Raw genomic sequence first — 21,386 nt, forward strand, 5'->3', positions numbered from 1 at the left:
CTTGCGCCGCGTAGGCAATGCCAGCAACCGCCGGAAGGACTCCGAGGCTGCTGTTCCCCAGACGGTTAAGGGGCGACGGTGATAGCTCCATGACGTTCCTCGAGTGATCGCGCTCTACCAGCGCAGCTTATAGTCGGCGGTCCGAGCAACGTCATGCGCACCAGTTTGGAAGACGGCGTATGCAGGGAGCGGCTGACCTGGCAACTTCCCGACCTGGGTTGGAGCGTGGTCGGTACCGCTGTTCCCCGCGAGTCCCCGCCACGTCCCGCCGGAACGGGCACGCAACGGGCACGAGGCCTCTTCGTCCCGAACTATGGGCACGACAGTCGCTGAGGTTTGCCGAGCACGGCGGTCTGCCGCTGGGGGCGGGTGACGGTCGGCACTGGGCGTAACGGTTGCTGCACTTCCCGGCTATACAGCTGTAGCTGCGTTCACCGACGATGCCTCGTGCTCAGTGCGGCTGAGGCAGCGGGTCCCAGTGAGCCGTGAGATCGGCACACACGATCCGGATCGTTGCGGCGGTGAACCGGAGCTCGTGGCTGCAACCGATCTCATGCGGCAGGATCTCGTCCAGTCGGAGGCTGTTGTAGTCGCTGAGTGCGAAGGGCTCGCCGTCGTCGGTGACCACGTCCATTTGGGCCACTTTCGTGTAGCGGAGCGTAAGCCCGTGCTCGCTCACTCCGCGGCAGCAGAGCAAGCGCATCTCGAACCCAGGCGATGGAAAGCGAGTCGGCGGAAGCGCGCCAAGCTTGAGATCCTTCACGCATCGCGGTGAGGAGAATTCGTAGTGGTCGGAGTCGCAGGCAAAGGCCTGGGCGCCGGCGGGCAGCGACGTGCGGAGGTCGGGCAACGCGGCTAGGTAGGCGCTGGGGTCGTGCCAGAAGCTCCCCCTACCCTGACGCTCAACGACGACGTACTTCATGCCCCTCCTTTTGTGTTGGGTAAGGGTAGCGAGGCTGTAGACCCGGCTGCCGGATCAGTTCTTCTGGAACTGATCAGCCGATCCTGTCTTCTGCGGCGCGTCGAGGCGTCCTACCTCCGACCTGCGGCAGCGTGAGCGTTGTCTGTCAACGCTAGTCAGCCTTGGTCCGCCTCGCACGGCCCAGAGACGGTCTCACGAGTCCCAATCCTGCGATCAGGTCAATGCTGCTGACCTCTGGCAGCTCTCCACACCTGCTCGAAGTCGTAAGCGCTGATCAAGCTTGGTGTGAACTCATCGAGCTGAGCGATCTCCTCCAGCGGAGGCACCGGGACCTCGCCCAGTCCGATCGCGGGCGTGCATCGTGACTCGTCAGCCCACTCCAGCCGACCATCTCGATAGATCTCAACCTTGCGCACCTCATAGCGGTCGTCGCCGATCTCGCTGAAGAGCTCGACTGGGTCCTCCGGGAAGTCGTGGTGCCAGAGGACTTTCAAGTACCACATGATCAGCCTTCCTCCGCCTTGACTGCGTGGCCTCTTCCTTATCAGTGATCCTGCGGTGAGCAACGGCGGCACCATGTGGGCGGTCCGCCTAGGAGGTCGTCCCTCTGGAGATACGCTGCCATCCGTCGCGATCCGCTGGTGTTGCTGTCAGCCGTTGCTGTCAAGCGATGCGTATCGTCGGCGGCATCCAGCTGGAAGACTCGTCCACCGTGACAACGCATGATGCGGACAGCCTCGACGTCATCGAGGAGGAATGGCAGCGGCTGCTCTCCAGCGACCGAGTAGACCGCGAGCTGGTGCAGGCAGCCTACGCACAGCCTCGACTGCGGCAGCTCTTCCCCTGGGTCGGTATGTGGGAGCTGCACTTCAGCCGCTGCACGGAGCACCCTGCGACCTGGGACGTCCCGTACATCGCTCCCATGAAGGGCGGAGGCTTCCTCGTCGCAGGCCCGTCTCGGTCAGAGGTGGTCGGCCCCGCCAACACAGCGGAAGCGGCTGTCGCGATCGTGGTTGAACACCTACCTCCGGGCTGCGGCCGGGCTTTCCTCGGCAACCGGCACCAGCTGGCGGAGAAGGAGCAGACCGAGCAGCGGTGAACGCCTCCGCACGGGCGTTGGCGCGATCTTTGGCCGGTGGCCTGCCCGGGCTGGGGTCGAGCATGGCCAGGGGGCCATACGCTGGCCGCGAATCGGGCTGGCTCCTGCCTGCCCGCATCTAGCCCGATCGGCCCCCTGGTCTTGCTCGACGTCGGGCCCCGGACCGGGGAGGTGGCTAAAGATCGTGTCGGCGTCCGCCCCAGCCACCGGCCGGCCAATCCCCCCTCCCGCCTTGCGGCGCAGAGCGGGCCGCCGCCGGAGCGGGGCGAAGACAGGAGCGACGGCGAGCGGCGCCGCGCGGCGCCGCGGCGAGCGGAGCGAGCCTTGAACCCGTAGAGAAGGTTGTTACTCATCCCCTCATGGATGCCGGTTCCGGCTGGTGCGTTCGGGTCGTCTCGTCGTAGCGCAGTGCGACCCTGACGGTCCGACCGTTCACATGGCTGAGCACGTCCATGCGGCTGGAGAGGGCTTCGACCAGGGCGAGGCCTCGACCGCTGGTGGAGCTGTCGTCGGCCTGGCGGGCGTGGGGGATGTCGAGGGCTCCGCCGTTGTCGGAGACGGCCATGACGAACAGGCCCGGTGTCCAGGTGAGCATGACGGTGAAGAGTCCGCCGGGCCGGCCGCTGTGGGTGTGGGTGATGGCGTTGGTGCTCAGCTCGGAGGCGATGAGTTCGGCTTCGTCGGCGCACGGGTAGCCGCGGCAGACGTCCCTGATCCAGCGGCGGACCCGGCCGACTTCCTGTGCTTCCCCTGGACAGGTGAGGTGCCAGACGCGGTAAGCTTCTCGTCTACTCATCCGTACAAGTCCTTCGCTGCTGGTGGGCCTGTGTGTGGTGAGGCCGGTTGCTAGATGAGTCTCACGCCGTCGTGGGCTCGGACGGCGGGAGGGGAGGGGGCGTCGAGGGCGTCCAGGACCCGGATCGCGTAGGCCTCGTCGCAGAGGTCGGTGACCTCGTCGCGGGTGGCCCAGCGCAGGGCGTGGGTCTCGTCGCCGGTGGTGAGTGATCCCTCGACGGCTTCGCAGCGGAAGACCATCGCGACGATCAGGCGGGTCATGTTCTTGTAGACGCCGGTGAGGACGGCCGGGGTCTGGATCTTGAGTCCGGTCTCCTCGTAGACCTCGCGCGCGAGCGCGTCGGGGATGGTCTCGCCGGCCTCCAGCACACCGCCGGGCGGCTCCCAGTGGCCGTTGTCCCGGCGCTTGATGAGCAGGGCGCGTCCGTGGTCGTCCACGATGACCCCGGCGACGCTCACCGAGTGGGGTCGGTCGTTCGTCACGATCGCTGCCCTTTCCGCTGGCTACGCTTCCACCGTAGCAACGGTCCGGCCGTGCACACGTCTAGATGCCTCAAGGAGTACTCCATGGCTGCTCTCTCCTCCGGCTCCATCGGCTCGCTCGACCCCATGAGCGACCGGGCCGTCTTTCGGCAGATCGCCGACCGCATCCGTGAGGCCATCGACCGCGGCACCTTCCGGGAGGGTGACAAGCTCCCCTCCGAGACGGAGCTGATTGAGTACTTCGGCGTCTCGCGGATGACCGTGCGCAACGCGCTCCAGCTGCTCCAGGGGGAGGGCCTGGTCGTCTCCGAGCACGGGCGTGGGGTCTACGTGCGGCCCCGGCCCCCGGTACGGCGGCTGGCCTCGGACCGCTTCGCCCGGCGCCATCGCGAGCAGGGCAAGTCCGCGTTCATCGTGGAGGCGGACGCCGCGGGCAGCCACCCGGCGGTCGACAGCCTGGAGGTCAAGGAGGAGCGGCCGGCTCCGGAGGTCGCCACCCGCCTCGGCTCGCCGCACCGGGTCCTCGCCCGGCGCCGCCGCTACCTGCTGGACGGGCGGCCGGTGGAGTTTGCGACCTCCTACCTGCCGCTGGACATCGCCCGGGGCACCCCGATCGCGCAGCCGAACCCCGGACCCGGCGGCATCTACGCCCGACTGGAGGAGCTGGGCCACCGCCTGGACCACTTCGAGGAGGAGATCCGCGTGCGGATGCCCTCGCCGCAGGAGGTCAAGGTCCTCCAGCTCGCCGCGGGCATCCCGGTGATCCACCTGGTCCGCATCGCCTTCGACAGCGACGGCCGGGCCGTCGAGGTCTGCGACACCATCATGGCGGCGGACGCCTACGTCCTCTCCTACCGCCTGCCGGCCACCTGACCGACGGCCCGTCACCAGGGCGGCGCAGGTATGTGCTTGACGCTCCTCTGCAACTCGTACACACTCAGAGGTGTACTCATCTAGACGAGTGGATATCTAGAGAGTGCAGCCATCCCGTGCGCCTCCCGCTGCCCGCTGCTCGATCGCAACTCATCTAGACGACTAGGTGTTGAGGTCGGCCGGGCCCGGGAGGACGAGAAGCAAGAGGAGACATCCTGTGCGTGCCATCCGAGTCGAGACTTCCTCGGCCACGATCCTGCTCACCGAGCCCCCGGCCCCGAAGCTGCGGGACCGGCAGACCGGCGAGATCGCCAAGGACGCCGTCACTGGTGAGGCGCTGATGACGGTCGGCGTCGTCTACATCGACGAGGGGGAGTCCTCCCTCCTCTCGGTGACCGTCCCGCAGAGCGGCGTCACCGACGGGCTGCCCGTCGGCTCGCCGGTCTCGCTGCCCGGCCTGGTGGCCCGGCCGTGGGAGAGCGTCTTCAACGGGCAGGCCCGGCACGGCATCGCCTACCGGGCCGCCGCCGTCGCCCCGGGCGCCTTCCCGGTCCGGGCGGAGGGCTGATCGCCGTGACGGACCTGGTGACCCTGCTGGAGGTCGGCGGACCGCTGGCGGCCGGAGGAGCGGGGGCGGCCTGGACCAAGGCCAAGGCCCCGGCGGTGTACTGGTCGGCCGTCGGCCTGCCGTTCACCGCCGCCCGCTTCACCGCCACCTACGGCTCCACGATGGACGCGTGCGGCCTGACCGTCGCCCCCTCCCGCCTGCGGGCGGCCCTCATCCGCGCCACCACCCGGCGTGAGGTCCGCCCCGTCCCGCCGAAGGTGCGGCGCATCCGCCCGACCACGACCGGCCTGCGCGTCCGGCTCCGCCTCGCCCCCGGGCAGGAGCCGGCCGACGTGGCCGCCTCGGCCGAACGCCTCCGCCACGCCTGGGGTGTGCACGCCGTCCACGTCACCGAGATACGGCCCGGCCTGGTCGAACTCCGCATGACCGGCTTCGACGTGCTCACCCGGGTGCGCATGCCGCGCCGCCTCCCGTCCGGCCCGATGCTCGTCCCGGTCGCGCTGCGGGAGGACGGCACCGCCTTCGTCCGCGACTACCGCGCCGTCCCGCACGCGCTCACCCTGGGCGCGAACCAGTCCGGCAAGTCCATGTACCTGCGGAACCTGGTCAGCGGGCTCGCCCGGCGGCCGGTCGCGCTGGTCGGCATCGACTGCAAGCGCGGAGTCGAACAGGCACCCTTCGCCCCGCGCCTGTCCGCCCTGGCCACCGACCCCGGGCAGGCGGCCGAACTGCTCGACGTCCTGGTGGCGGAGATGCAGGAGCGCTACGACCTGATCCGGCAGCGGCAGGGCATCGCCCCCGCCACAGCGGCGGAGGAGATCACCTCCGACATCTGGGGCCTGCCGGCCAAGGTCCGGCCGGTGCCGATCGTCCTCCTGGTGGACGAGATCGCCGAACTCTTCCTCACCGCCACCCGCAAGGACGAGGAACGGCGCGACGCGATGGTCACCCAGCTCATCCGCCTCGCCCAGCTCGGCCGCGCCGCCGGGATCTACCTGGAGATCTGCGGCCAGCGCTTCGGCTCCGAACTCGGCAAGGGCGCCACCATGCTCCGCGCCCAGCTCACCGGCCGCGTCGTCCACCGCGTCAACGACCGGCAGACCGCCGAGATGGGCCTCGGCGACATCTCCCCCGAAGCCATGCTCGCCGCCACCGCCATCCCCCCGGAGCGTCCCGGCGTCGCGGTGGCGGGCGACTCCTCCGGCGGCTGGTCCCGCATCCGCACCCCCGAGATGACCCTCGCCGCCGCCGCGGCCGTCTGCCGGGAGTCCGCACACTTGGTCCCCGACGTCCCCGCCCTGGACCCGTTCCGCCCGTACGTCCCGGCCGCCCGCGAGCCGGCCGAAGCGCCCCGCACCGCACCGCTGCCCGTCACCGAGTAGCCACCCGCCCCCACCGGTCGGCGCGACCGCCTCCGCGCCAGGTCCCTACCGCCCCCATGCCCGAAACCGACCCGAGAGGAGCCCCCACGGTGGCCCGTCTGCCCCGCCGCCCGGACGCCGTGCTCGTCCAGGCCGTCATCGCCGGTGCCCTGTCCTTCGCCCACCTCCACGACATCGCGGCGGCGGCCGGGCAGGACGGCTGGAAGGCGTGGGCCTACCCCGTCTCCGTCGACCTGCTGCTGGTCGCAGCCTGGCGCCGCATGCGCACCCTGCGCGCCACCGGGGCCCCCGCCCGCTCGGCCTGGACTTGGTTCGCCACCGCCCTGACCGCATCCCTCGGTGCCAACATCGCCACCGCCGGACTCCTCGACCTGGCCGCGGTCCCCGCCTGGCTGCGCATCCTCGTCGCCGGATGGCCTGCCGTCGCCTTCTTCGGCGGCACCCTCCTCGCCCACACCCCCACCGGCACCACTGAGGCGGAGCCTGCCGACACCCCGGACTCCGTCTACGCCGAGCAGGACCCGGAGCCGGAACCGGTCACACCCCCGCCGCCGGCACCCGCCCTGCCCCCGGCCCCGGTCTCCTCCGCGCCGCCGGTCCCGGCCGCCCTGGTCGAGCACGCCCGCAAGGTCGCCGACGACCACCGCGCCCGTACCGGCACGCCGATCGACACCGCCACCCTGCGCGCCCGCCTCGGCGTCACGCCCCAGCTCGCCGACGCCATCGCCGCCCGGCTCCAGCCCGCCTGACAGGAGGTCACGCCGTGTCCCCGATCCGCCCCCGCAACGTGCTCCGCATCGGCCCGGTCCAGGTCGCCACCTACTACGACGGCCGCGGCCGCGAGCGGCACACCGCCGCCTGCACCGCCCCCCGCTGCGGCTTCTCCGCCGACTACGACTCCCGTCCCGCCGCCGAACTCGCCGCCCGCACCCACCGCTGTGCCGTCCGCTGAACAGGAGCCCCCTGCCGTGACCGTCACCCTCCCTCTGGTCGTCGTCCTCGGCGCCTTCGCCTGGATGGCCATCCGCTTCCTCGGCGTCCGCCTCTGGGTCGCCGCCGCCATCGCGCTGTTCGGCTTCTACCTCGCCCAGACCTGGGCCGCCCCCGTCATCGACCACACCACCCGCAGCGGTGTCGAGGTCGTCAACGGCGACCGCAAGTGACCCCCGAGAGGAGACCCGCCATGCTTCGCCCCAAGCTCCCCGACACCCCCGCCCACCTGGTCGCTACCACCCCGCAGCACGCTCCGGCCTGCGACTGCCGGCACGCTTCCGCCCCCGCCGCCCGACGGCCTGTCGGCCCGTACGTCGCCGCCGGTGCCGGGGCCCTCGCCGCCGTCATCGCGGTGGGCGCCGTCCTCACCGCGCTCCTGGCCGCCGTCGCCGTTACCGCCGTCTCGGTCGCCGTCTGCGTGGTGGTCCTGCGCTCCCTGCTCGCCTCCCACCACCGGGGCCGCTGATGACCGCGACCACCGCGCCCCCGCTCGCCGACCTGGTCTCGATCGCCCAGCTCGGCACGATGCCCGCCCTGCTCCGCCAGCTCCAGGGACTCGGCGGCTGCACCCACCCCGTCCGCCTCGACGGCCACCGCACCGAGATCCACGCTGGCACCGGCGAGGTCCTGCACCACCTCACCTCCACCGACCTCCCCGCCGGCCACCTCCTCATCCGCTGCGGCAACCGCCGCGCCACCCGCTGCCCAGCCTGCGCCGAGACCTACCGCCGCGACACCTACCACCTGATCACCGCAGGCCTGCGCGGCGGCAAGGGCACCCCCGACCACGTCGCCACCCACCCGCGGGTCTTCGCCACCTTCACCGCCCCCTCCTTCGGCCCCGTCCACAACCGCCCCACCGGACCGGCCGGAGCCGTCCGCCCCTGCCGCTGCGGCACCCTCCACGACCCCGACGCCCCGGACCTGGGCACCCCGCTCGACCCCGACACCTACGACTACCGCGGCGCCGTCCTGTGGAACGCCCACGCCGGAGCCCTATGGCGGCGCTTCTCCATCTACCTGCGCCGCGAGGTCGCCAAGCGCGCCGGGCTCACCCAGCGCGCTTTCCGCGACCACGCCCGCATCTCCTTCGCCAAGGTCGCCGAGTACCAGCGCCGGGGCCTGGTCCACTTCCACGCCGTCATCCGCCTCGACGGCCCCGACGGCGGCACCACCCCGCCCCCGCCCTGGGCCACTCCGGACCTGCTCGCCGACGCCATCCGGGCCGCCGCTGCTGCCGCCCGTATCCCCGGCCCGACCGTCGACGGCCGTACGTACGCCTTCGCCTTCGGCCGCCAGCTCGACATCCGCACCATCCGGTCGGCCGACCTCGACGGCGGCACCGACCTCACCGAACGCGCGGTCGCCGCCTACATCGCCAAATACGCCACCAAGGGCGCCGAGACCGCCACCGGCACTCTCGACCGCCCCGTCCGCCTGATCGCCGAACTCGCCCACCTCGACCTCACCGACCACGCCCGCCGCATGATCCGCACCTGCTGGGAGCTCGGCGCCCGCCCCGACCTGGAAGACCTCCGGCTCCGGGCCTGGGCCCACATGCTCGGCTTCCGCGGCCACTTCTCCACCAAGACCCGCCGCTACTCCACCACCCTCGGCGCCCTCCGCGACGCCCGCGCCGCCTGGCGCCGCGCCCAGGCCCTCGCCGCCCACGCCGACACCCGCCCCGACCTCACCGGCGCCCAGGAGGAGGAGACCACCCTCGTCCTCGCCCACTGGGCCTTCGCCGGCACCGGCCTCACCCCCGGCGAGACCTGGCTCACCCAAGCCCTCACCCCCGCACCCGGAACGGAAGGAGAACCCACCCATGCCTGAGCAGCTGCTGACCGTCGCCCAGGTCGCCGAACTCCTCGGCACCACGGAGCGCTTCCCGCGCCGTCTGATCGCCGAACGGCGCATCGTCTTCGTCCGGGTGGGGCGGCACGTCCGCATCCCCGAGAGCGCACTGTCGGCCTTCGTCCAGACCAACACCGTCCAGCCGGTCACCACTCGGCGGCAGGGCTACCGGAGGGCTGCCTGATGGCCAACAGCAAGGGCAGGCGCCGCCGCTTCGGCGCTGTGCGCAGGCTTCCCTCCGGCCGATGGCAGGCACGCTATCCGGGACCGGACGGAGTCCTCCGGCCGGCGGACCAGACCTTCGCCTCCAAGACCGACGCGGAGGTCTGGCTCACCCAGACGGAAGCCGACATGACACGCGGAGACTGGCGCGACCCGGATGCCGGGGCGGTCAACTTCACGGCGTACGCGGAAGCGTGGATCGCCGAGCGGGATCTCCGCCCGACCACGGAGGAGCTGTACCGGCGCCTTCTGCGCATCCACCTGGTCCCGACCTTCGGGGCCTGGAACCTGGACGAGATCAGCGCGCCCCGGGTGCGGGCCTGGCGGGCCGGTCTGCTGGAGGAGGGGAAGCGGGTCACCGCCGCCAAGGCGTACCGGCTGCTGAGCTCGATCCTGGCGACGGCCGCCGACGACGAGCTCATCCGGCGGAACCCCTGCCGGATCCGGGGCGGCGGCAAGGAGTCCTCACCCGAACGCGGGACGGCGACCATCGAGCAGGTCTACGAGCTGGCGGAGCTGGTGGGCCCCCGCTGGCGGGCGCTGGTCCTCCTGGCGGCCTTCACCACCCTGCGCCCGGAAGAGCTGGCGGAGCTGCGCCGACCGGACGTCGACCTCGACGCGGGGACCGTCCGGGTGCGCATGGCGGCGCCGGAGCTGACCACGGGCCGCCGGGTGGTCGGCGACCCGAAGTCGGACGCGGGCAGGCGCACGGTCACCATTCCGGCCGTGGTCCTGCCGGATATCCGCCGGCACCTGGAATGGTTCGCCGAGCGGGAACCCGGCGGGCTGCTTTTCGTCGGCGAAAAGGGCGGCGCATTCCGCCGCTCGACCTTCGGCCGGATCTGGCGGAGGGCGCGGGACAAGGCCGGCCTGCCGGGCTTCCGCTTCTACGACCTGCGCCACACCGGCAACACGCTCGCCGCCGCGACCGGGGCCAGCCTCAAGGAGCTGATGGCCCGCATGGGCCACGCCTCGGTGCGAGCCGCCCTGGTCTACCAGCACGCCACCGCGGAGCGGGACCGCCGGATCGCCGAGGGGATCGACGCGGCCGTGGTCGAGATCCGGGGCCGGGGGAGGCAGAGGGGCGATGGCCCTTCTGGCACGGAACTGGCACGCGACGCCTGAAAAGGTCTGGACAACAGAAAGGCCCGGGCTGGGGATTCATTCCCTGGCCTGGGCCTTTTCTTCTGGAGCGGGTGACGAGAATCGAACTCGCGCTCTGAGCTTGGGAAGCTCATGTTCTACCATTAAACTACACCCGCATGATCCGCCGTCAGACGGCGTCCCGCTGCTCCGTCACTGTACAGCATCCCCGGCCGTGGGCGCACGGATGCCGGGCGGTGGTGAAGGGGTCGGGGCGGGCTGGTGTTCGGGGGTGTCGGGGCGGTGCGGGGCGGGGGGTGCGGGCGTACTGTGGGGCCCGCGAATCCCTGGGGCTGCTGCAGGTGGTGCCGTCCGGCGCGTCATGTCCGGAATGTCCCGTGATGTGATACCGGCGGCAGGGCACGGAGGCCCGGGTGATCCGCAGTGGGCTCGTCCGATGCGGAAGGGGATCGATGGAGCAGCGCACCGTCGTCCGTTGTGCCGAAGGGCACCTGTTCAGCACCAGCACGTTTCCTCTGCAGAACCTCGGCCCCGGGCGGCTCGGTCCCGGGCGGCTGGTCCGCTGCCCGCGGTGCGGGCGGCTGCGCAGCTCGGTGCCGGCGGACGTGCAGGAGCTGTCCGGCGGCCAGTTGGCCCGGGCGATGCGGCTGGAGGCGGCGGAGTTCCTGGCCTGAGGGCCTGCCGCGGTCCGCGGCGGGCCCCGGCTGATTTAGCCGGGGCCCGCCGCGCCGCGTAACCTCGTTGCGTGCTGCTCTCTGACAAGGACATCCGGGCCGAGATCGACAAGGGCCGCGTGGTCATCGACCCGTACGAGCCGGCGATGATCCAGCCGTCCAGCATCGACGTCCGCCTGGACCGCTTCTTCCGGGTGTTCGAGAACCACCGCTACCCGCACATCGACCCTTCCGAGGAGCAGCCGGACCTGACCCGTCTGGTGGAGCCGGAGGGGGACGACGCGTTCATCCTGCACCCGGGCGAGTTCGTGCTGGCCTCGACGTACGAGGTCGTCACGCTCCCGGACGACATCGCCTCCCGGCTGGAGGGCAAGTCCAGCCTCGGCCGGCTGGGCCTGCTGACGCACTCCACGGCGGGCTTCATCGACCCGGGCTTCAGCGGCCACGTCACGCTGGAGCTGTCGAACGTGGCCACCCTGCCGATCAAGCTCTACCCGGGCATGAAGATCGGCCAGCTGTGCATGTTCCGGCTCACCTCGCCGGCCGAGCACCCGTACGGCTCCGAGCGGCACGGCTCCCGCTACCAGGGCCAGCGCGGACCGACCCCGTCGCGGTCCTACCTCAACTTCCACCGCACCCGGGTCTGAGCGCCCCGGCCGCTACTTGTCGTTGAGGCAGAGGACGAACTTGTCGTCGTCCCACTGCTGGGCCAGGGCGGCGGCGTAGCCGTCGCCGCACCTGTCGGTGTCGAAGGTGTTGTCGACGACCTTGGCGACCTTGTAGTTGGCCTTGCCGTCGCCGCAGTCGAGCAGGGAGACGTCGGGGTCGTTCTCGCTCCCGGTGACGCTCACGCAGTCGCCGGCCTTGGCGTGCACCGGGTTGTTGAGGGCGTAGCCGAGGCCGAACTTGATCCCGCCTATCACCACGGCGGCGGCGATGATGCCGAGGATCTTCTTCCCCTTCCCGCCCTTCTTCTCGGCGGCGGAGGCCGGGGGCGCGGGGTGGAAGCCTGCCGGGGCCGCCGGGGGCACCTGCTCGGTCTGCCGGCTGGGGGAGGGGGGAGTGGTCATGGTGATGCCCTCGGGGTCCGTGGATCCTGTGTGTTGATCGAACAGCGGCACGCTATCTGTTGATTCGGTTCACAGGCGGTTCGGAAGGCCCGCTGGGGCGGCTTGTTGCCCAGGAGTGACAATGCGGGTGCGGTATCCACCCGTATGCCCTGCGCGGGAGCCCGCCGACCGGGAGCCCCGTCCGCCGGCCTGGCCGTGGACGGGGCTCCCGGCCCGCGCCGTCAGCGGCGCCGGGGGGTGGTGACGGCGGTCAGTTCGGTGCCGTCGTCGGACAGGCTCAGTTCGGTGCCGAGGGCGCTGAGCTCGCCGAGGCGGTGCAGGTGGGTACCGCCGCAGAAGATGGCGGCGGTGCCCTGCGGCAGGTCGCACGCCCAGCGGCGCCGCGCGGTCAGCTCGGGTCCCGGGACCTCGATGCGCACCGCGGCGTCGGCCTCGACCCAGGCGGCGAGCTGCTCGTTGACGGCCTTGGCGATGTCGGGCAGCGCGTCGGCGAGGGCGGGGAGGCCCTCGGCGGCGTCGGAGGTGAAGCCCTTCTTCCGCAGCGACTTGCCCAGCCGGTACACGTCGATGCTGGTGCTGCCGCCGTCGGCGGTGGGCACGGTCATCCGGGACGACGCCATGGCGAGGCTGTCGAAGTCGGGGTTGCCGAAGGCGTCGCTGCGGCCCGGGTCCTTGCGCCAGCGGGGCGCCAGGGCGGCGTTCAGGGCGAGGGCGAGCAGGTGGCAGCCGGTGTGGGCGGCGGACAGCTCGGCCCGCCGCTCGGCGTCGACGCGGAGGTCGGCCTCCTGCCCGAGCAGGTCGTCGGCCGAGAGGCCGGCAGGGAGCGACTCCACCACGTGCAGGACCAGCCAGGCCCAGTCCTCGTCGCCGCGCCGGACCGGGATGTCGGCGCCCACGGCGACGGTGCCGGCGTCCGGCCCGACGGCACCCGTGAGGCAGTCGACGACGGGCAGCCCGGCGCCGCCCACGGTGAGGGTCCCGGTGTCCGCGGGCTGGTCGGGCCAGGTGTGGTCGAGCGGGTGGAACGGCGTGGCTGCGGTGGCGATGCCGTACCGGCCGTCGCCCAGGTCGTGGACGGCGACGACGGCGGACCGTCCCTGGACGGAGCCGGCCGGGAAGCCGACCTGGGTGGAGGCGGTGGGGAGGGGCATGCGGACACTCCGGAGGGTGGCGGTGCTGGACTGGTACGGGCCTCGTGGGCCGCCGTCCATCCTCGCGCACACGCCGCACGGCCGTGCCGCGCGCCCACCGCCGTGCCGTGCGCCCGCAGCCGTACCGCAGGTGCCCAGGAGTGCCGTACGGCCGTGCTGCACGGCTGCACGGCTGTACGGCACGGCTGCGGGCACGACCGGGCGGCGCCGGGGCGTGCGGAAGGGGGGGCAGGGCGTGCGGAAGGGCCGGGGCGTCGCCCCGGCCCTTCCGCGGGCGTCAGTTCAGCGTCGGCAGCTTGATCAGGATGAGCAGCGCGACGAGCTGGAGCGCCGCCGCACCCGCCGCCTTCCCCCACGGCAGGTCGTGGACCCGGCGGACCATGGTCGTCATCAGCCCGGCGCACAGCAGCCAGCTGGCCCAGCCGAGGACCTGGACCACGCCGTTGTCGGCCGGCAGGAAGAGGGCGAGCAGGAGCCGCGGGGTGTCCGTGGTCCACGCGACCAGCGCGGAGAGGCCCACGGTGGGCTGCCACATCCCGTCGCCGCCCAGCTGCCGGGCCAGGGCGTGGGTGACCGCACCGAGGGTGGCCCCGGCGACGGTGAAGCCGAGCGCGCCCCCGAGGAGGGTCCACAGCGCGACGGAGAAGGTGGAGTCCAGGACCTGGCTGCGGGCGTCGCCGAAGCCGAGGACGGCGAGCGCGCCGTAGACCAGGGAGACCGTGAGGGCGGGCAGCCACACCTGGTGCGTGCGCATCTGCTCGAACGTCCGCGACGGGTTGAGGTACATGCCGGACAGCAGGTCGCGCCAGTGGAGCCGGGGCCCGGCGGTGTGCGGTCCGGCCTGCCCGCGGGCCCGGTACACGGCGACGTGGTCCTGGTCCTGCGCCCCGGGGGCGCCGTACGCGTCCCGGTACGGGTCCTGCACGCCGAAGGCCTGGGTGTGGCCGGGATTGTCGTCGTAGGCGGCGTACGGGTCGTGCGCCCCGGGGCCGGCGGGGCCCGGGCGGGGGTCCCGGAGGCCGCCGTCGTCGCCGAAGTACTGCGGTCCGTCCTGCCCGCCGCCGTGGCCGCCGAAGTACTCCGGCCCGCCTGCGGTGTCCTGCTCGCCGCGGTAGCTGCCGAAGACCCCGGCGGGAGGGGCGGGGGGCGTGCCGCGGCCCCCGCCGTACTCGTGGGGTGCGGGGCCCCCGTTCTGCCGGGGAGCAGCGCCGCGACCGTTGTCGTATCCGTTGCCAGCCACGCCACGACGGTACCCGGCCGCGTCGCCGCTCCCCCGGAACGGAGTCCTCCGGGCCCTGTTTGCAGCCCAGTTGTGACACGCGGCGGGCCGGCGGGGAGGTCGGGGACGGAGCGGGGGCGGACATGCGGAAGGCCCGGCCGGCCGCCGCGGGGTGCGGCGGCCGGCCGGGCCGGAGGGTGCGTGACCGGGGGCCGGTCAGGCGGTGCCGGAGTCCTCCGGCGTCTTCGCGGTGCCCTGCCCGGGGGTCTCGGCCTCTGCCTCGGTCTCCGCCCTGGCGGCGGTGACGGGCGCCTCCGCGGCCTTCCCCGCCGCCTTCTCCGCGGGCTTCCCCGCGGCTGCGGCGGCCGACCCGGCCTCGGCGGCCGACTCGGGCCCGGCCTCGGCGGCGGGCTCGGCCGCGGGGGCGTCCGCAGCCTTCGCCGTGGCCACGGCGGGAGCGGGAGCCGCCTCCGCGGCCCGGGCCGCCGGCTTCGCCGCCGGGGCGTCGGTGGTCCGTGCCTCGGCCGGGCTCTGCACCGTCGCGGCCTGCTCGACCGGCCTGGCGCCGACCAGGGCGGGCTCCGGTGCGGGCTCCGGCTCCGGCTCGGGCAGGGCCTTGACCGAGTCGAGCAGCAGCTGGGCGACGTCGACGACGCGCAGGTGCTCCTTGGCGGTGCCCTCGTTCTTCTTGCCGTTGACCGAGTCCGACAGCATCACCAGGCAGAACGGGCAGGCGGTGGAGACGATGTCCGGGTCCAGGGAGAGGGCCTCGTCCACGCGCTCGACGTTGATCCGCTTGCCGATGCGCTCCTCCATCCACATCCGCGCGCCGCCGGCGCCGCAGCAGAAGCCCCGCTCCTTGTGGCGGTGCATCTCCTCGTTGCGCAGGCCGGGCACCCTGCCGATGATCTCGCGCGGCGGCGTGTAGACCTTGTTGTGGCGGCCCAGGTAGCACGGGTCGTGGTAGGTGATGAGGCCCTCGACCGGGTTGACCGGGACGAGCCTGCCCTCGTCGATGAGGTGCTGCAGCAGCTGGGTGTGGTGGATGACCTCGAAGTGGCCGCCCAGCTGCGGGTACTCGTTGGCGATGGTGTTGAAGCAGTGCGGGCAGGTGGCCACGATCCGCTTGACCGGGGCGTCCTCCAGCACGGTGTTCAGGGTCTCGACGTTCTGCGCGCCGAGCATCTGGAAGAGGAACTCGTTGCCCAGGCGGCGGGCGGAGTCACCGGTGCAGGACTCCTCCTTGCCGAGGATCGCGAACGACACGCCCGCGGTGTGCAGCAGCTCCGCGAAGGCCTTGGTGGTCTTCTTGGCGCGGTCCTCCAGGGCGCCGGCGCAGCCGACCCAGTACAGGTACTCGACCTCGGCCGGGTCGATGTCCTCGCCGATGACGGGGACCTCGATGCCGGTCTCCTTCTTCAGCTCCTTCACCCAGTCCAGGCGGGCCTTGGTGGCCATGCCCCACGGGTTGCCCTTGTTCTCCAGGTTCTTGAGCATCGTCCCGGCCTCGGTCGGGAACGACGACTCGATCATCACCTGGTAGCGGCGCATGTCGACGATGTGGTCGATGTGCTCGATGTCGACGGGGCACTGCTCGACGCAGGCGCCGCAGGTGGTGCAGGACCACAGCACGTCCGGGTCGATGACGCCGTTCTCCTCGGCGGTGCCGATCAGGGGGCGCTCGGCCTCGGCGAGGGCGGCGGCGGGGACGCCGGCCAGCTGCTCGGCGGTGGCCTGCTCCTCGCCCTCCATGTCCTTGCCGCCGCCCGCGAGCAGGTAGGGCGCCTTGGCGAAGGCGTGCTCCCGCAGGTTCATGATCAGCAGCTTGGGGGAGAGGGGCTTGCCGGTGTTCCAGGCAGGGCACTGCGACTGGCAGCGGCCGCACTCGGTGCAGGTGGAGAAGTCGAGGATGCCCTTCCAGGAGAAGTGCTCGACCTGGGAGACGCCGAAGACGGCGTCGTCGGCCGGGTCCTCGAAGTCGATCGGCTTGCCGCCGGAGGTCATCGGCCGCAGTCCGCCGAGGGCGGTGGAGCCGTCCTCCTCGCGCTTGAAGAAGATGTTGAAGAAGGCGAGGAAGCGGTGCCAGGCCACACCCATGGAGGGGTTGATCCCGATGGTGATCGCCCACGCGAAGGAGATGCAGATCTTCAGCATCGCGACGAGGTAGACCAGGTTCGCGAGCGCACCGTGGGAGAGGCCGCCGAAGGCCTGCGCCAGCGGGTAGCTGACCAGGTAGGCGGGCTCGTAGGAGTCGACGCCGGCGAGGGCGCCCTCCAGGCCGCGGAGCACCAGGATGCACAGGCCGATGCCGAGGATCGTGTACTCGACGTAGAAGGCCTGCCAGGCGATCGACCCGGCGAACCGGGACTTGCGGCCGGCCCGGGAGGGCAGGCTCATCAGGCGGATCGCCATCAGCACCAGGATGCCGAGGGTGGTGAGGGTGCCGATCAGCTCGGTGAAGACCTCGAAGGGGGTCCAGTGGCCGAGGACGGGGAGCACCCACTCGGCGTCGAAGAGCTGCCCGAAGGCGTTCACCAGGGTGAGCACCAGCGAGAAGAAGCCGACGGCCACGAACCAGTGCGCGACGCCGACGACGCCCCAGCGGTTCATGCGGGTGTGGCCGAGGAACTCCTTGGCCACGGTCTTGGTGCGCTGCGCCGGGTTGCCGGTACGGGTGTCGTCGGGCTGTCCGACCTTGACGACCTTGTAGATGTACGCGGCCGCGCGGGCGGCGAGCGCGATGCCGATCACGCTGGTGACCAGCGAGATGACGATCGCTGCGAGCTGCATCGGCTGCTCCGTCTCCTCCGGCGGTGGGGGTGGGTGGTACGGGGATACAGGGCTCCCCTCCCTCGGAGTGTACCCATGAGTAACTTAAAGAGGGCGGAGCGGGTCGGACACTACTGCGCGCCGCGGCCCGTCCATAAGGCGCGGCGCCTATGGCCGCGGTCACGTAAGGCAACACTCACCCGTCCGCGGCGCCGCCGCCACCCGTCCGCCGCGCACCCGTCCGCCGTGTCGCCGCCGCCCGCGCAGCCGCGCCGCCGCCCGCCCGCCGTGCCGTCGTCGCCCGGGCCGCCGTGCGGGGTCCGGCAGGAAAGTTGAGCGCCCGGCGCTCACCTCCGTTGACACCGGCCCCGCCGTGAGGCACGCTTGAGTCTGTTCTGCTCAACTTCCGGTGGAGGTATTCAGCGATGGCTCGCGCGGTCGGTATCGACCTCGGTACGACGAACTCCGTCGTCAGCGTCCTCGAAGGCGGTGAGCCCACCGTCATCACCAACGCCGAGGGCGCCCGGACCACGCCGTCCGTCGTCGCCTTCGCCAAGAACGGCGAGGTGCTGGTCGGCGAGGTCGCCAAGCGTCAGGCGGTCACCAACGTCGACCGCACCATCCGGTCGGTCAAGCGCCACATGGGCACCGGCTGGAAGGTGGGCATCGACGGCAAGGACTTCAACCCCCAGCAGATCAGCGCCTTCATCCTGCAGAAGCTCAAGCGGGACGCCGAGGCCTACCTGGGCGAGAAGGTCACCGACGCCGTCATCACCGTCCCGGCGTACTTCAACGACTCCGAGCGGCAGGCCACCAAGGAGGCCGGTGAGATCGCGGGCCTCAACGTCCTGCGCATCGTCAACGAGCCCACCGCCGCCGCCCTCGCCTACGGCCTGGAGAAGGACGACCAGACCATCCTGGTCTTCGACCTCGGCGGCGGCACCTTCGACGTGTCGCTGCTGGAGATCGGCGACGGCGTGGTCGAGGTCAAGGCGACCAACGGCGACAACCACCTCGGCGGCGACGACTGGGACCAGCGCGTCGTCGACCACCTGGTGAAGACCTTCCAGGCCGGCCACGGTGTCGACCTGTCCAAGGACAAGATGGCCCTCCAGCGCCTCCGCGAGGCCGCGGAGAAGGCCAAGATCGAGCTGTCCTCCTCGACCGAGACCTCGATCAACCTGCCCTACATCACGGCCTCGGCCGAGGGCCCGCTGCACCTGGACGAGAAGCTCACCCGCGCCCAGTTCCAGCAGCTGACCGCGGACCTCATCGAGCGCTGCAAGACCCCGTTCCACAACGTCATCAAGGACGCCGGCATCGCGCTGTCCGAGATCGACCACGTGGTCCTGGTCGGCGGCTCGACCCGCATGCCCGCCGTCGCCGAGCTCGTCCGCGAGCTGACCGGAGGCAAGGAGCCCAACAAGGGCGTCAACCCGGACGAGGTCGTCGCCATCGGCGCCGCCCTGCAGGCCGGCGTCCTCAAGGGCGAGGTCAAGGACGTCCTGCTCCTCGACGTCACCCCGCTGTCCCTCGGCATCGAGACCAAGGGCGGCATCATGACCAAGCTCATCGAGCGCAACACCACGATCCCGACCAAGCGCTCGGAGATCTTCACCACGGCCGAGGACAACCAGCCGTCGGTGCAGATCCAGGTCTACCAGGGCGAGCGCGAGATCGCGGCGTACAACAAGAAGCTCGGCATGTTCGAGCTGACCGGCCTGCCCCCGGCGCCCCGCGGCGTCCCGCAGATCGAGGTCACCTTCGACATCGACGCCAACGGCATCATGCACGTCTCCGCCAAGGACCTCGGTACCGGCAAGGAGCAGCGCATGACCGTCACCGGCGGCTCCGCGCTGCCGAAGGACGACATCGAGCGCATGATGCGCGAGGCCGAGCAGTACGCCGACGAGGACCACCGCCGCCGCGAGGCCGCGGAGACCCGCAACCAGGCCGAGCAGCTCGTCTACACCACCGAGAAGTTCCTCAAGGACAACGAGGACAAGGTGCCCGCGGACGTGAAGTCCGAGGTCGAGACGGCGGTCGCGGACCTCAAGGAGAAGCTCAAGGGCGAGGACGTCGCCGCGATCCGCGAGGCCACCGAGAAGGTCTCCACCACCGCGCAGAAGCTCGGCCAGGCGCTCTACGCCAACGCCGGTGCGGACGCCGCCGGTGCGGCCGGTGCCGCGGGCGCCGGCGAGGCCAAGGCCGACGACGACGTCGTCGACGCCGAGATCGTCGACGACGAGAAGCGCGAGGGTGGTGCCGCGTGACGACGGAGGAACCGCAGGGCTTCGCTCAGGAGCCCGGCGACGCCTCCGAGGCAGGGCAGGGCTCCGGCGCCGCCGACCAGGCGGCGCCGGAGGCGCCCGCCGCGGAGTCCGGCGCCGGGACCGGCAAGGGCGGCTCGTCCGACGAGCTCGCCACGGTCAGCCGGCAGCTGTCCGAGCGCACGGCCGACCTGCAGCGCCTGCAGGCCGAGTACCAGAACTACCGCAAGCGGGTGGAGCGGGACCGGATGACGGTGCGTGAGATCGCCGTCTCCAACGTCCTGGAGAGCCTCATCCCGGTCCTGGACGACATCGGCCGGGCCCGCGAGCACGGCGAGCTGGTCGGCGGCTTCAAGCAGGTCGGCGAGTCGCTGGAGACCGTGGTCGCCAAGCTGGGGCTGCAGCAGTTCGGCAAGGAGGGCGAGGCCTTCGACCCGACCGTGCACGAGGCGCTGATGCACAGCTACTCGTCCGAGGTCACCGAGACCACCTGCGTGCAGATCCTGCAGCCCGGCTACCGCATCGGCGAGCGGACCATCCGCCCGGCGATGGTGGCCGTGGCCGAGCCGCAGCCCGGCACCCAGTCCACGTCCGCCCCCGACGGGGAGGACGCCGAGGGCGAAGGTGACGGGGAGAGCTGACGGTGCGTGCGCCGCGGAGCCGTGCCCCGGGTGCACCGGTGCACGGTTCCGCGGCGCCGCGACCGTCGCGGCCGCGGCAGGCCCGGCGTCCGTGACGAGCCCGAGAACGGTCGGGAGGAGGAGTTTCCGTTGAGCACCAAGGACTACGTGGAGAAGGACTACTACAAGGTCCTCGGCGTGCCCAAGGACGCCTCCACGGCGGAGATCAAGAAGGCGTACCGGAAGCTGGCGCGGGAGTTCCACCCCGACGCCAACAAGGGCGACGCCAAGGCCGAGGAGCGCTTCAAGGAGATCTCCGAGGCCAACGACGTGCTGTCCGACCCGGCGCGCCGCAAGGAGTACGACGAGGCGCGCTCGCTCTTCGCCGGCGGGTTCCGCGGCGCGGGCGGCGCGGGCGGGGCCGGCTTCGGCTTCGACCTCGGCGACCTCTTCAACGGCCAGCAGGGCGGCGGCGGTGCCGGGGGCTTCGGGGGCGGCGGCATCGGCGACGTCTTCGGCGGCCTCTTCAACCGCGGCGGCGGCCGCCAGGCGCCCCGGCGGGGCGCCGACGTCGAGTCCGAGGTCACCCTCGACTTCGACGAGGCCGTGGACGGCGCCACCGTCCCGATCCGGATGACCAGCCAGGCCGCCTGCAAGGCGTGCTCCGGCACCGGCGCCCGGGCGGGCACCACCCCCCGGGTCTGCCCCACCTGCGTGGGCTCCGGCCACGTCAGCCGAGGCCAGGGGGCGTTCGCGCTCTCCGAGCCGTGCCGCGACTGCAAGGGCCGCGGACTCATCGTCGACGACCCCTGCGACGTCTGCCACGGCAGCGGCCGGGCCACCTCGGCGCGCACCATGCAGGTCCGCATCCCGGCCGGGGTGCAGGACGGGCAGCGCATCCGCCTCAAGGGCAAGGGCGCCCAGGGCGAGCGCGGCGGCCAGCCCGGAGACCTCTACATCACCGTCAACGTCCACCCCCACCCGGTCTTCGGGCGCAAGGGCGACAACCTGACGGTCACCGTGCCGGTCTCCTTCCCCGAGGCGGCGCTGGGCGGCACCATCGACGTGCCGACCCTCGGCGGCCCGCCCGTGAAGCTGAAGCTTCCCGCCGGGACCGCCAACGGGCGGACCCTGCGGGCCCGTGGCAAGGGCGCCACCCGCAAGGACGGCACCCGCGGCGACCTGCTGGTCACCGTGGAGGTCGTGGTGCCGCACCAGCTGGCCGGCGAGGCCCTGGCGGCGCTGGAGCAGTACCGCGAGGCCACCGCCTCGGACGACCCGCGTGCCGCGCTCTTCAAGGCGGCGGAGGGAGCGTGAC

23 protein-coding genes, 1 tRNA gene and 1 pseudogene are annotated in these 21,386 nt (G+C 72.0%); 16 read left to right on the forward strand and 9 right to left on the reverse strand.

The features are described 5' to 3' along the window. Nucleotides 1–451 precede the first annotated feature (451 nt). Nucleotides 452–922 (reverse strand): hypothetical protein, encoded by a 471-nt coding sequence (locus LO771_RS23860; protein WP_230746354.1) that lies wholly within the window; start codon nt 920–922, stop codon nt 452–454. A 218-nt stretch (nt 923–1,140) separates the two neighbouring features. After that, on the reverse strand, nt 1,141–1,488 hold the full coding sequence (locus LO771_RS23865; RefSeq protein ID WP_230746356.1) for a hypothetical protein: 348 nt from the start codon (nt 1,486–1,488) through the stop codon (nt 1,141–1,143). 104 nt (nt 1,489–1,592) lie between these two features. On the opposite strand from LO771_RS23865, the gene LO771_RS23870 reads away from it, so the two are divergent. Then, nucleotides 1,593–2,021, forward strand: coding sequence for a DUF6193 family natural product biosynthesis protein (locus tag LO771_RS23870; RefSeq protein WP_230746358.1), 429 nt, complete (start codon nt 1,593–1,595; stop codon nt 2,019–2,021). Between the two features lie 349 nt (nt 2,022–2,370). Here LO771_RS23870 and LO771_RS23875 read toward each other — a convergent pair whose 3' ends face one another. Together LO771_RS23875 and LO771_RS23880 are read right to left on the reverse strand one after the other, a co-directional pair. Next, nucleotides 2,371–2,817, reverse strand: coding sequence for an ATP-binding protein (locus tag LO771_RS23875; protein ID WP_230746360.1), 447 nt, complete (start codon nt 2,815–2,817; stop codon nt 2,371–2,373). A gap of 50 nt (nt 2,818–2,867) precedes the next feature. Further along, nucleotides 2,868–3,275, reverse strand: coding sequence for an NUDIX hydrolase (locus LO771_RS23880; RefSeq protein WP_230746532.1), 408 nt, complete (start codon nt 3,273–3,275; stop codon nt 2,868–2,870). 108 nt (nt 3,276–3,383) lie between these two features. Between LO771_RS23880 and LO771_RS23885 the strand changes: the two genes are divergently transcribed. The 10 genes from LO771_RS23885 (at nt 3,384) to LO771_RS23930 (ending at nt 10,316) form a co-directional block, all read left to right on the forward strand. Next, on the forward strand, nt 3,384–4,172 hold the full coding sequence (locus LO771_RS23885; protein ID WP_230746362.1) for a GntR family transcriptional regulator: 789 nt from the start codon (nt 3,384–3,386) through the stop codon (nt 4,170–4,172). Between the two features lie 217 nt (nt 4,173–4,389). Next, nucleotides 4,390–4,740 carry a hypothetical protein gene (locus LO771_RS23890; protein ID WP_230746364.1) on the forward strand — a complete coding sequence of 117 codons (351 nt, stop codon included), beginning with the start codon at nt 4,390–4,392 and terminating at the stop codon, nt 4,738–4,740. A 5-nt stretch (nt 4,741–4,745) separates the two neighbouring features. Continuing rightward, nucleotides 4,746–6,122 carry an FtsK/SpoIIIE domain-containing protein gene (locus LO771_RS23895; RefSeq protein ID WP_230746366.1) on the forward strand — a complete coding sequence of 459 codons (1,377 nt, stop codon included), beginning with the start codon at nt 4,746–4,748 and terminating at the stop codon, nt 6,120–6,122. A 56-nt stretch (nt 6,123–6,178) separates the two neighbouring features. After that, nucleotides 6,179–6,871 (forward strand): DUF2637 domain-containing protein, encoded by a 693-nt coding sequence (locus LO771_RS23900; protein WP_374228227.1) that lies wholly within the window; start codon nt 6,179–6,181, stop codon nt 6,869–6,871. Nucleotides 6,872–6,885: 14 nt separating this feature from the next. Further along, complete coding sequence (locus LO771_RS23905; RefSeq protein WP_230746369.1) at nt 6,886–7,074, forward strand: mobile element transfer protein; 189 nt, start codon at nt 6,886–6,888, stop codon at nt 7,072–7,074. Nucleotides 7,075–7,090: 16 nt separating this feature from the next. Further along, entirely contained in the window at nt 7,091–7,285 is a 195-nt protein-coding gene (locus tag LO771_RS23910; protein WP_230746371.1) for a hypothetical protein, read from the forward strand. Between the two features lie 20 nt (nt 7,286–7,305). After that, complete coding sequence (locus LO771_RS23915; protein WP_230746373.1) at nt 7,306–7,581, forward strand: SpdD protein; 276 nt, start codon at nt 7,306–7,308, stop codon at nt 7,579–7,581. Next, nucleotides 7,581–8,948, forward strand: a complete 1,368-nt coding sequence (locus LO771_RS23920; protein WP_374228228.1) for a replication initiator — start codon at nt 7,581–7,583, stop codon at nt 8,946–8,948. The genes LO771_RS23915 and LO771_RS23920 overlap by 1 nt, the downstream gene beginning before the upstream one ends. Continuing rightward, nucleotides 8,941–9,153: an excisionase family DNA-binding protein gene (locus LO771_RS23925; RefSeq protein WP_230746375.1), complete on the forward strand. Its 213-nt coding sequence runs from the start codon at nt 8,941–8,943 to the stop codon at nt 9,151–9,153. Before LO771_RS23920 ends, LO771_RS23925 begins: the two co-directional genes overlap by 8 nt. Then, a complete protein-coding gene (locus LO771_RS23930) occupies nt 9,153–10,316 on the forward strand; it encodes a site-specific integrase (protein WP_230746377.1) in 1,164 nt (387 codons plus the stop codon). Before LO771_RS23925 ends, LO771_RS23930 begins: the two co-directional genes overlap by 1 nt. Nucleotides 10,317–10,379: 63 nt before the next feature. Here the strand turns inward: LO771_RS23930 and LO771_RS23935 are convergent. Beyond that, nucleotides 10,380–10,453, reverse strand: a tRNA-Gly gene (locus LO771_RS23935). Nucleotides 10,454–10,747: 294 nt separating this feature from the next. On the opposite strand from LO771_RS23935, the gene LO771_RS23940 reads away from it, so the two are divergent. Further along, complete coding sequence (locus tag LO771_RS23940) at nt 10,748–10,969, forward strand: hypothetical protein (protein WP_230746379.1); 222 nt, start codon at nt 10,748–10,750, stop codon at nt 10,967–10,969. 71 nt (nt 10,970–11,040) lie between these two features. Further along, entirely contained in the window at nt 11,041–11,616 is a 576-nt protein-coding gene (dcd, locus tag LO771_RS23945) for a dCTP deaminase (RefSeq protein ID WP_230746381.1), read from the forward strand. A 12-nt stretch (nt 11,617–11,628) separates the two neighbouring features. On the opposite strand, the gene LO771_RS23950 is transcribed toward dcd, so the two are convergent. The 4 genes and pseudogenes from LO771_RS23950 to LO771_RS23965 all read right to left on the reverse strand — a co-directional run. Next, entirely contained in the window at nt 11,629–12,039 is a 411-nt protein-coding gene (locus LO771_RS23950) for a hypothetical protein (RefSeq protein ID WP_230746383.1), read from the reverse strand. Nucleotides 12,040–12,260: 221 nt separating this feature from the next. Next, on the reverse strand, nt 12,261–13,190 hold the full coding sequence (locus LO771_RS23955) for a metal-dependent hydrolase (RefSeq protein ID WP_230746384.1): 930 nt from the start codon (nt 13,188–13,190) through the stop codon (nt 12,261–12,263). Nucleotides 13,191–13,467: 277 nt separating this feature from the next. Beyond that, a complete protein-coding gene (locus tag LO771_RS31445) occupies nt 13,468–14,430 on the reverse strand; it encodes a Yip1 family protein (protein WP_230746386.1) in 963 nt (320 codons plus the stop codon). A gap of 549 nt (nt 14,431–14,979) precedes the next feature. Further along, nucleotides 14,980–17,199, reverse strand: a pseudogene (locus tag LO771_RS23965) (heterodisulfide reductase-related iron-sulfur binding cluster); the annotation flags it as partial. 404 nt (nt 17,200–17,603) lie between these two features. On the opposite strand from LO771_RS23965, the gene dnaK reads away from it, so the two are divergent. The 3 genes from dnaK (at nt 17,604) to dnaJ (ending at nt 21,385) form a co-directional block, all read left to right on the forward strand. Continuing rightward, entirely contained in the window at nt 17,604–19,451 is a 1,848-nt protein-coding gene (gene dnaK, locus LO771_RS23970; RefSeq protein ID WP_230746390.1) for a molecular chaperone DnaK, read from the forward strand. Then, nucleotides 19,448–20,089 carry a nucleotide exchange factor GrpE gene (grpE, locus tag LO771_RS23975; protein WP_230746392.1) on the forward strand — a complete coding sequence of 214 codons (642 nt, stop codon included), beginning with the start codon at nt 19,448–19,450 and terminating at the stop codon, nt 20,087–20,089. The genes dnaK and grpE overlap by 4 nt, the downstream gene beginning before the upstream one ends. 129 nt (nt 20,090–20,218) lie before the next feature. Further along, the gene (dnaJ, locus tag LO771_RS23980; RefSeq protein WP_230746402.1) at nt 20,219–21,385 is read left to right on the forward strand and encodes a molecular chaperone DnaJ; all 1,167 of its coding nucleotides are present in this window, start codon (nt 20,219–20,221) and stop codon (nt 21,383–21,385) included. Nucleotide 21,386: the final 1 nt, after the last annotated feature.

The organism is Streptacidiphilus sp. ASG 303 (assembly GCF_020991365.1).
Classification (GTDB): domain Bacteria; phylum Actinomycetota; class Actinomycetes; order Streptomycetales; family Streptomycetaceae; genus Peterkaempfera.

What these genes read in the sequence shown, in the direction of transcription:
- LO771_RS23860 (WP_230746354.1), bottom strand. Translation starts at nt 922, where the DNA reads ATGAAGTACGTCGTCGTTGAGCGTCAGGGTAGGGGGAGCTTCTGGCAC.
- LO771_RS23870 (WP_230746358.1), top strand. Translation starts at nt 1,593, where the DNA reads ATGCGTATCGTCGGCGGCATCCAGCTGGAAGACTCGTCCACCGTGACA.
- LO771_RS23875 (WP_230746360.1), bottom strand. Translation starts at nt 2,817, where the DNA reads ATGAGTAGACGAGAAGCTTACCGCGTCTGGCACCTCACCTGTCCAGGG.
- LO771_RS23885 (WP_230746362.1), top strand. Translation starts at nt 3,384, where the DNA reads ATGGCTGCTCTCTCCTCCGGCTCCATCGGCTCGCTCGACCCCATGAGC.
- LO771_RS23900 (WP_374228227.1), top strand. Translation starts at nt 6,179, where the DNA reads ATGCCCGAAACCGACCCGAGAGGAGCCCCCACGGTGGCCCGTCTGCCC.
- LO771_RS23915 (WP_230746373.1), top strand. Translation starts at nt 7,306, where the DNA reads ATGCTTCGCCCCAAGCTCCCCGACACCCCCGCCCACCTGGTCGCTACC.
- LO771_RS23920 (WP_374228228.1), top strand. Translation starts at nt 7,581, where the DNA reads ATGACCGCGACCACCGCGCCCCCGCTCGCCGACCTGGTCTCGATCGCC.
- LO771_RS23925 (WP_230746375.1), top strand. Translation starts at nt 8,941, where the DNA reads ATGCCTGAGCAGCTGCTGACCGTCGCCCAGGTCGCCGAACTCCTCGGC.
- LO771_RS23930 (WP_230746377.1), top strand. Translation starts at nt 9,153, where the DNA reads ATGGCCAACAGCAAGGGCAGGCGCCGCCGCTTCGGCGCTGTGCGCAGG.
- LO771_RS23940 (WP_230746379.1), top strand. Translation starts at nt 10,748, where the DNA reads ATGGAGCAGCGCACCGTCGTCCGTTGTGCCGAAGGGCACCTGTTCAGC.
- LO771_RS23950 (WP_230746383.1), bottom strand. Translation starts at nt 12,039, where the DNA reads ATGACCACTCCCCCCTCCCCCAGCCGGCAGACCGAGCAGGTGCCCCCG.
- LO771_RS23955 (WP_230746384.1), bottom strand. Translation starts at nt 13,190, where the DNA reads ATGCCCCTCCCCACCGCCTCCACCCAGGTCGGCTTCCCGGCCGGCTCC.
- dnaK (WP_230746390.1), top strand. Translation starts at nt 17,604, where the DNA reads ATGGCTCGCGCGGTCGGTATCGACCTCGGTACGACGAACTCCGTCGTC.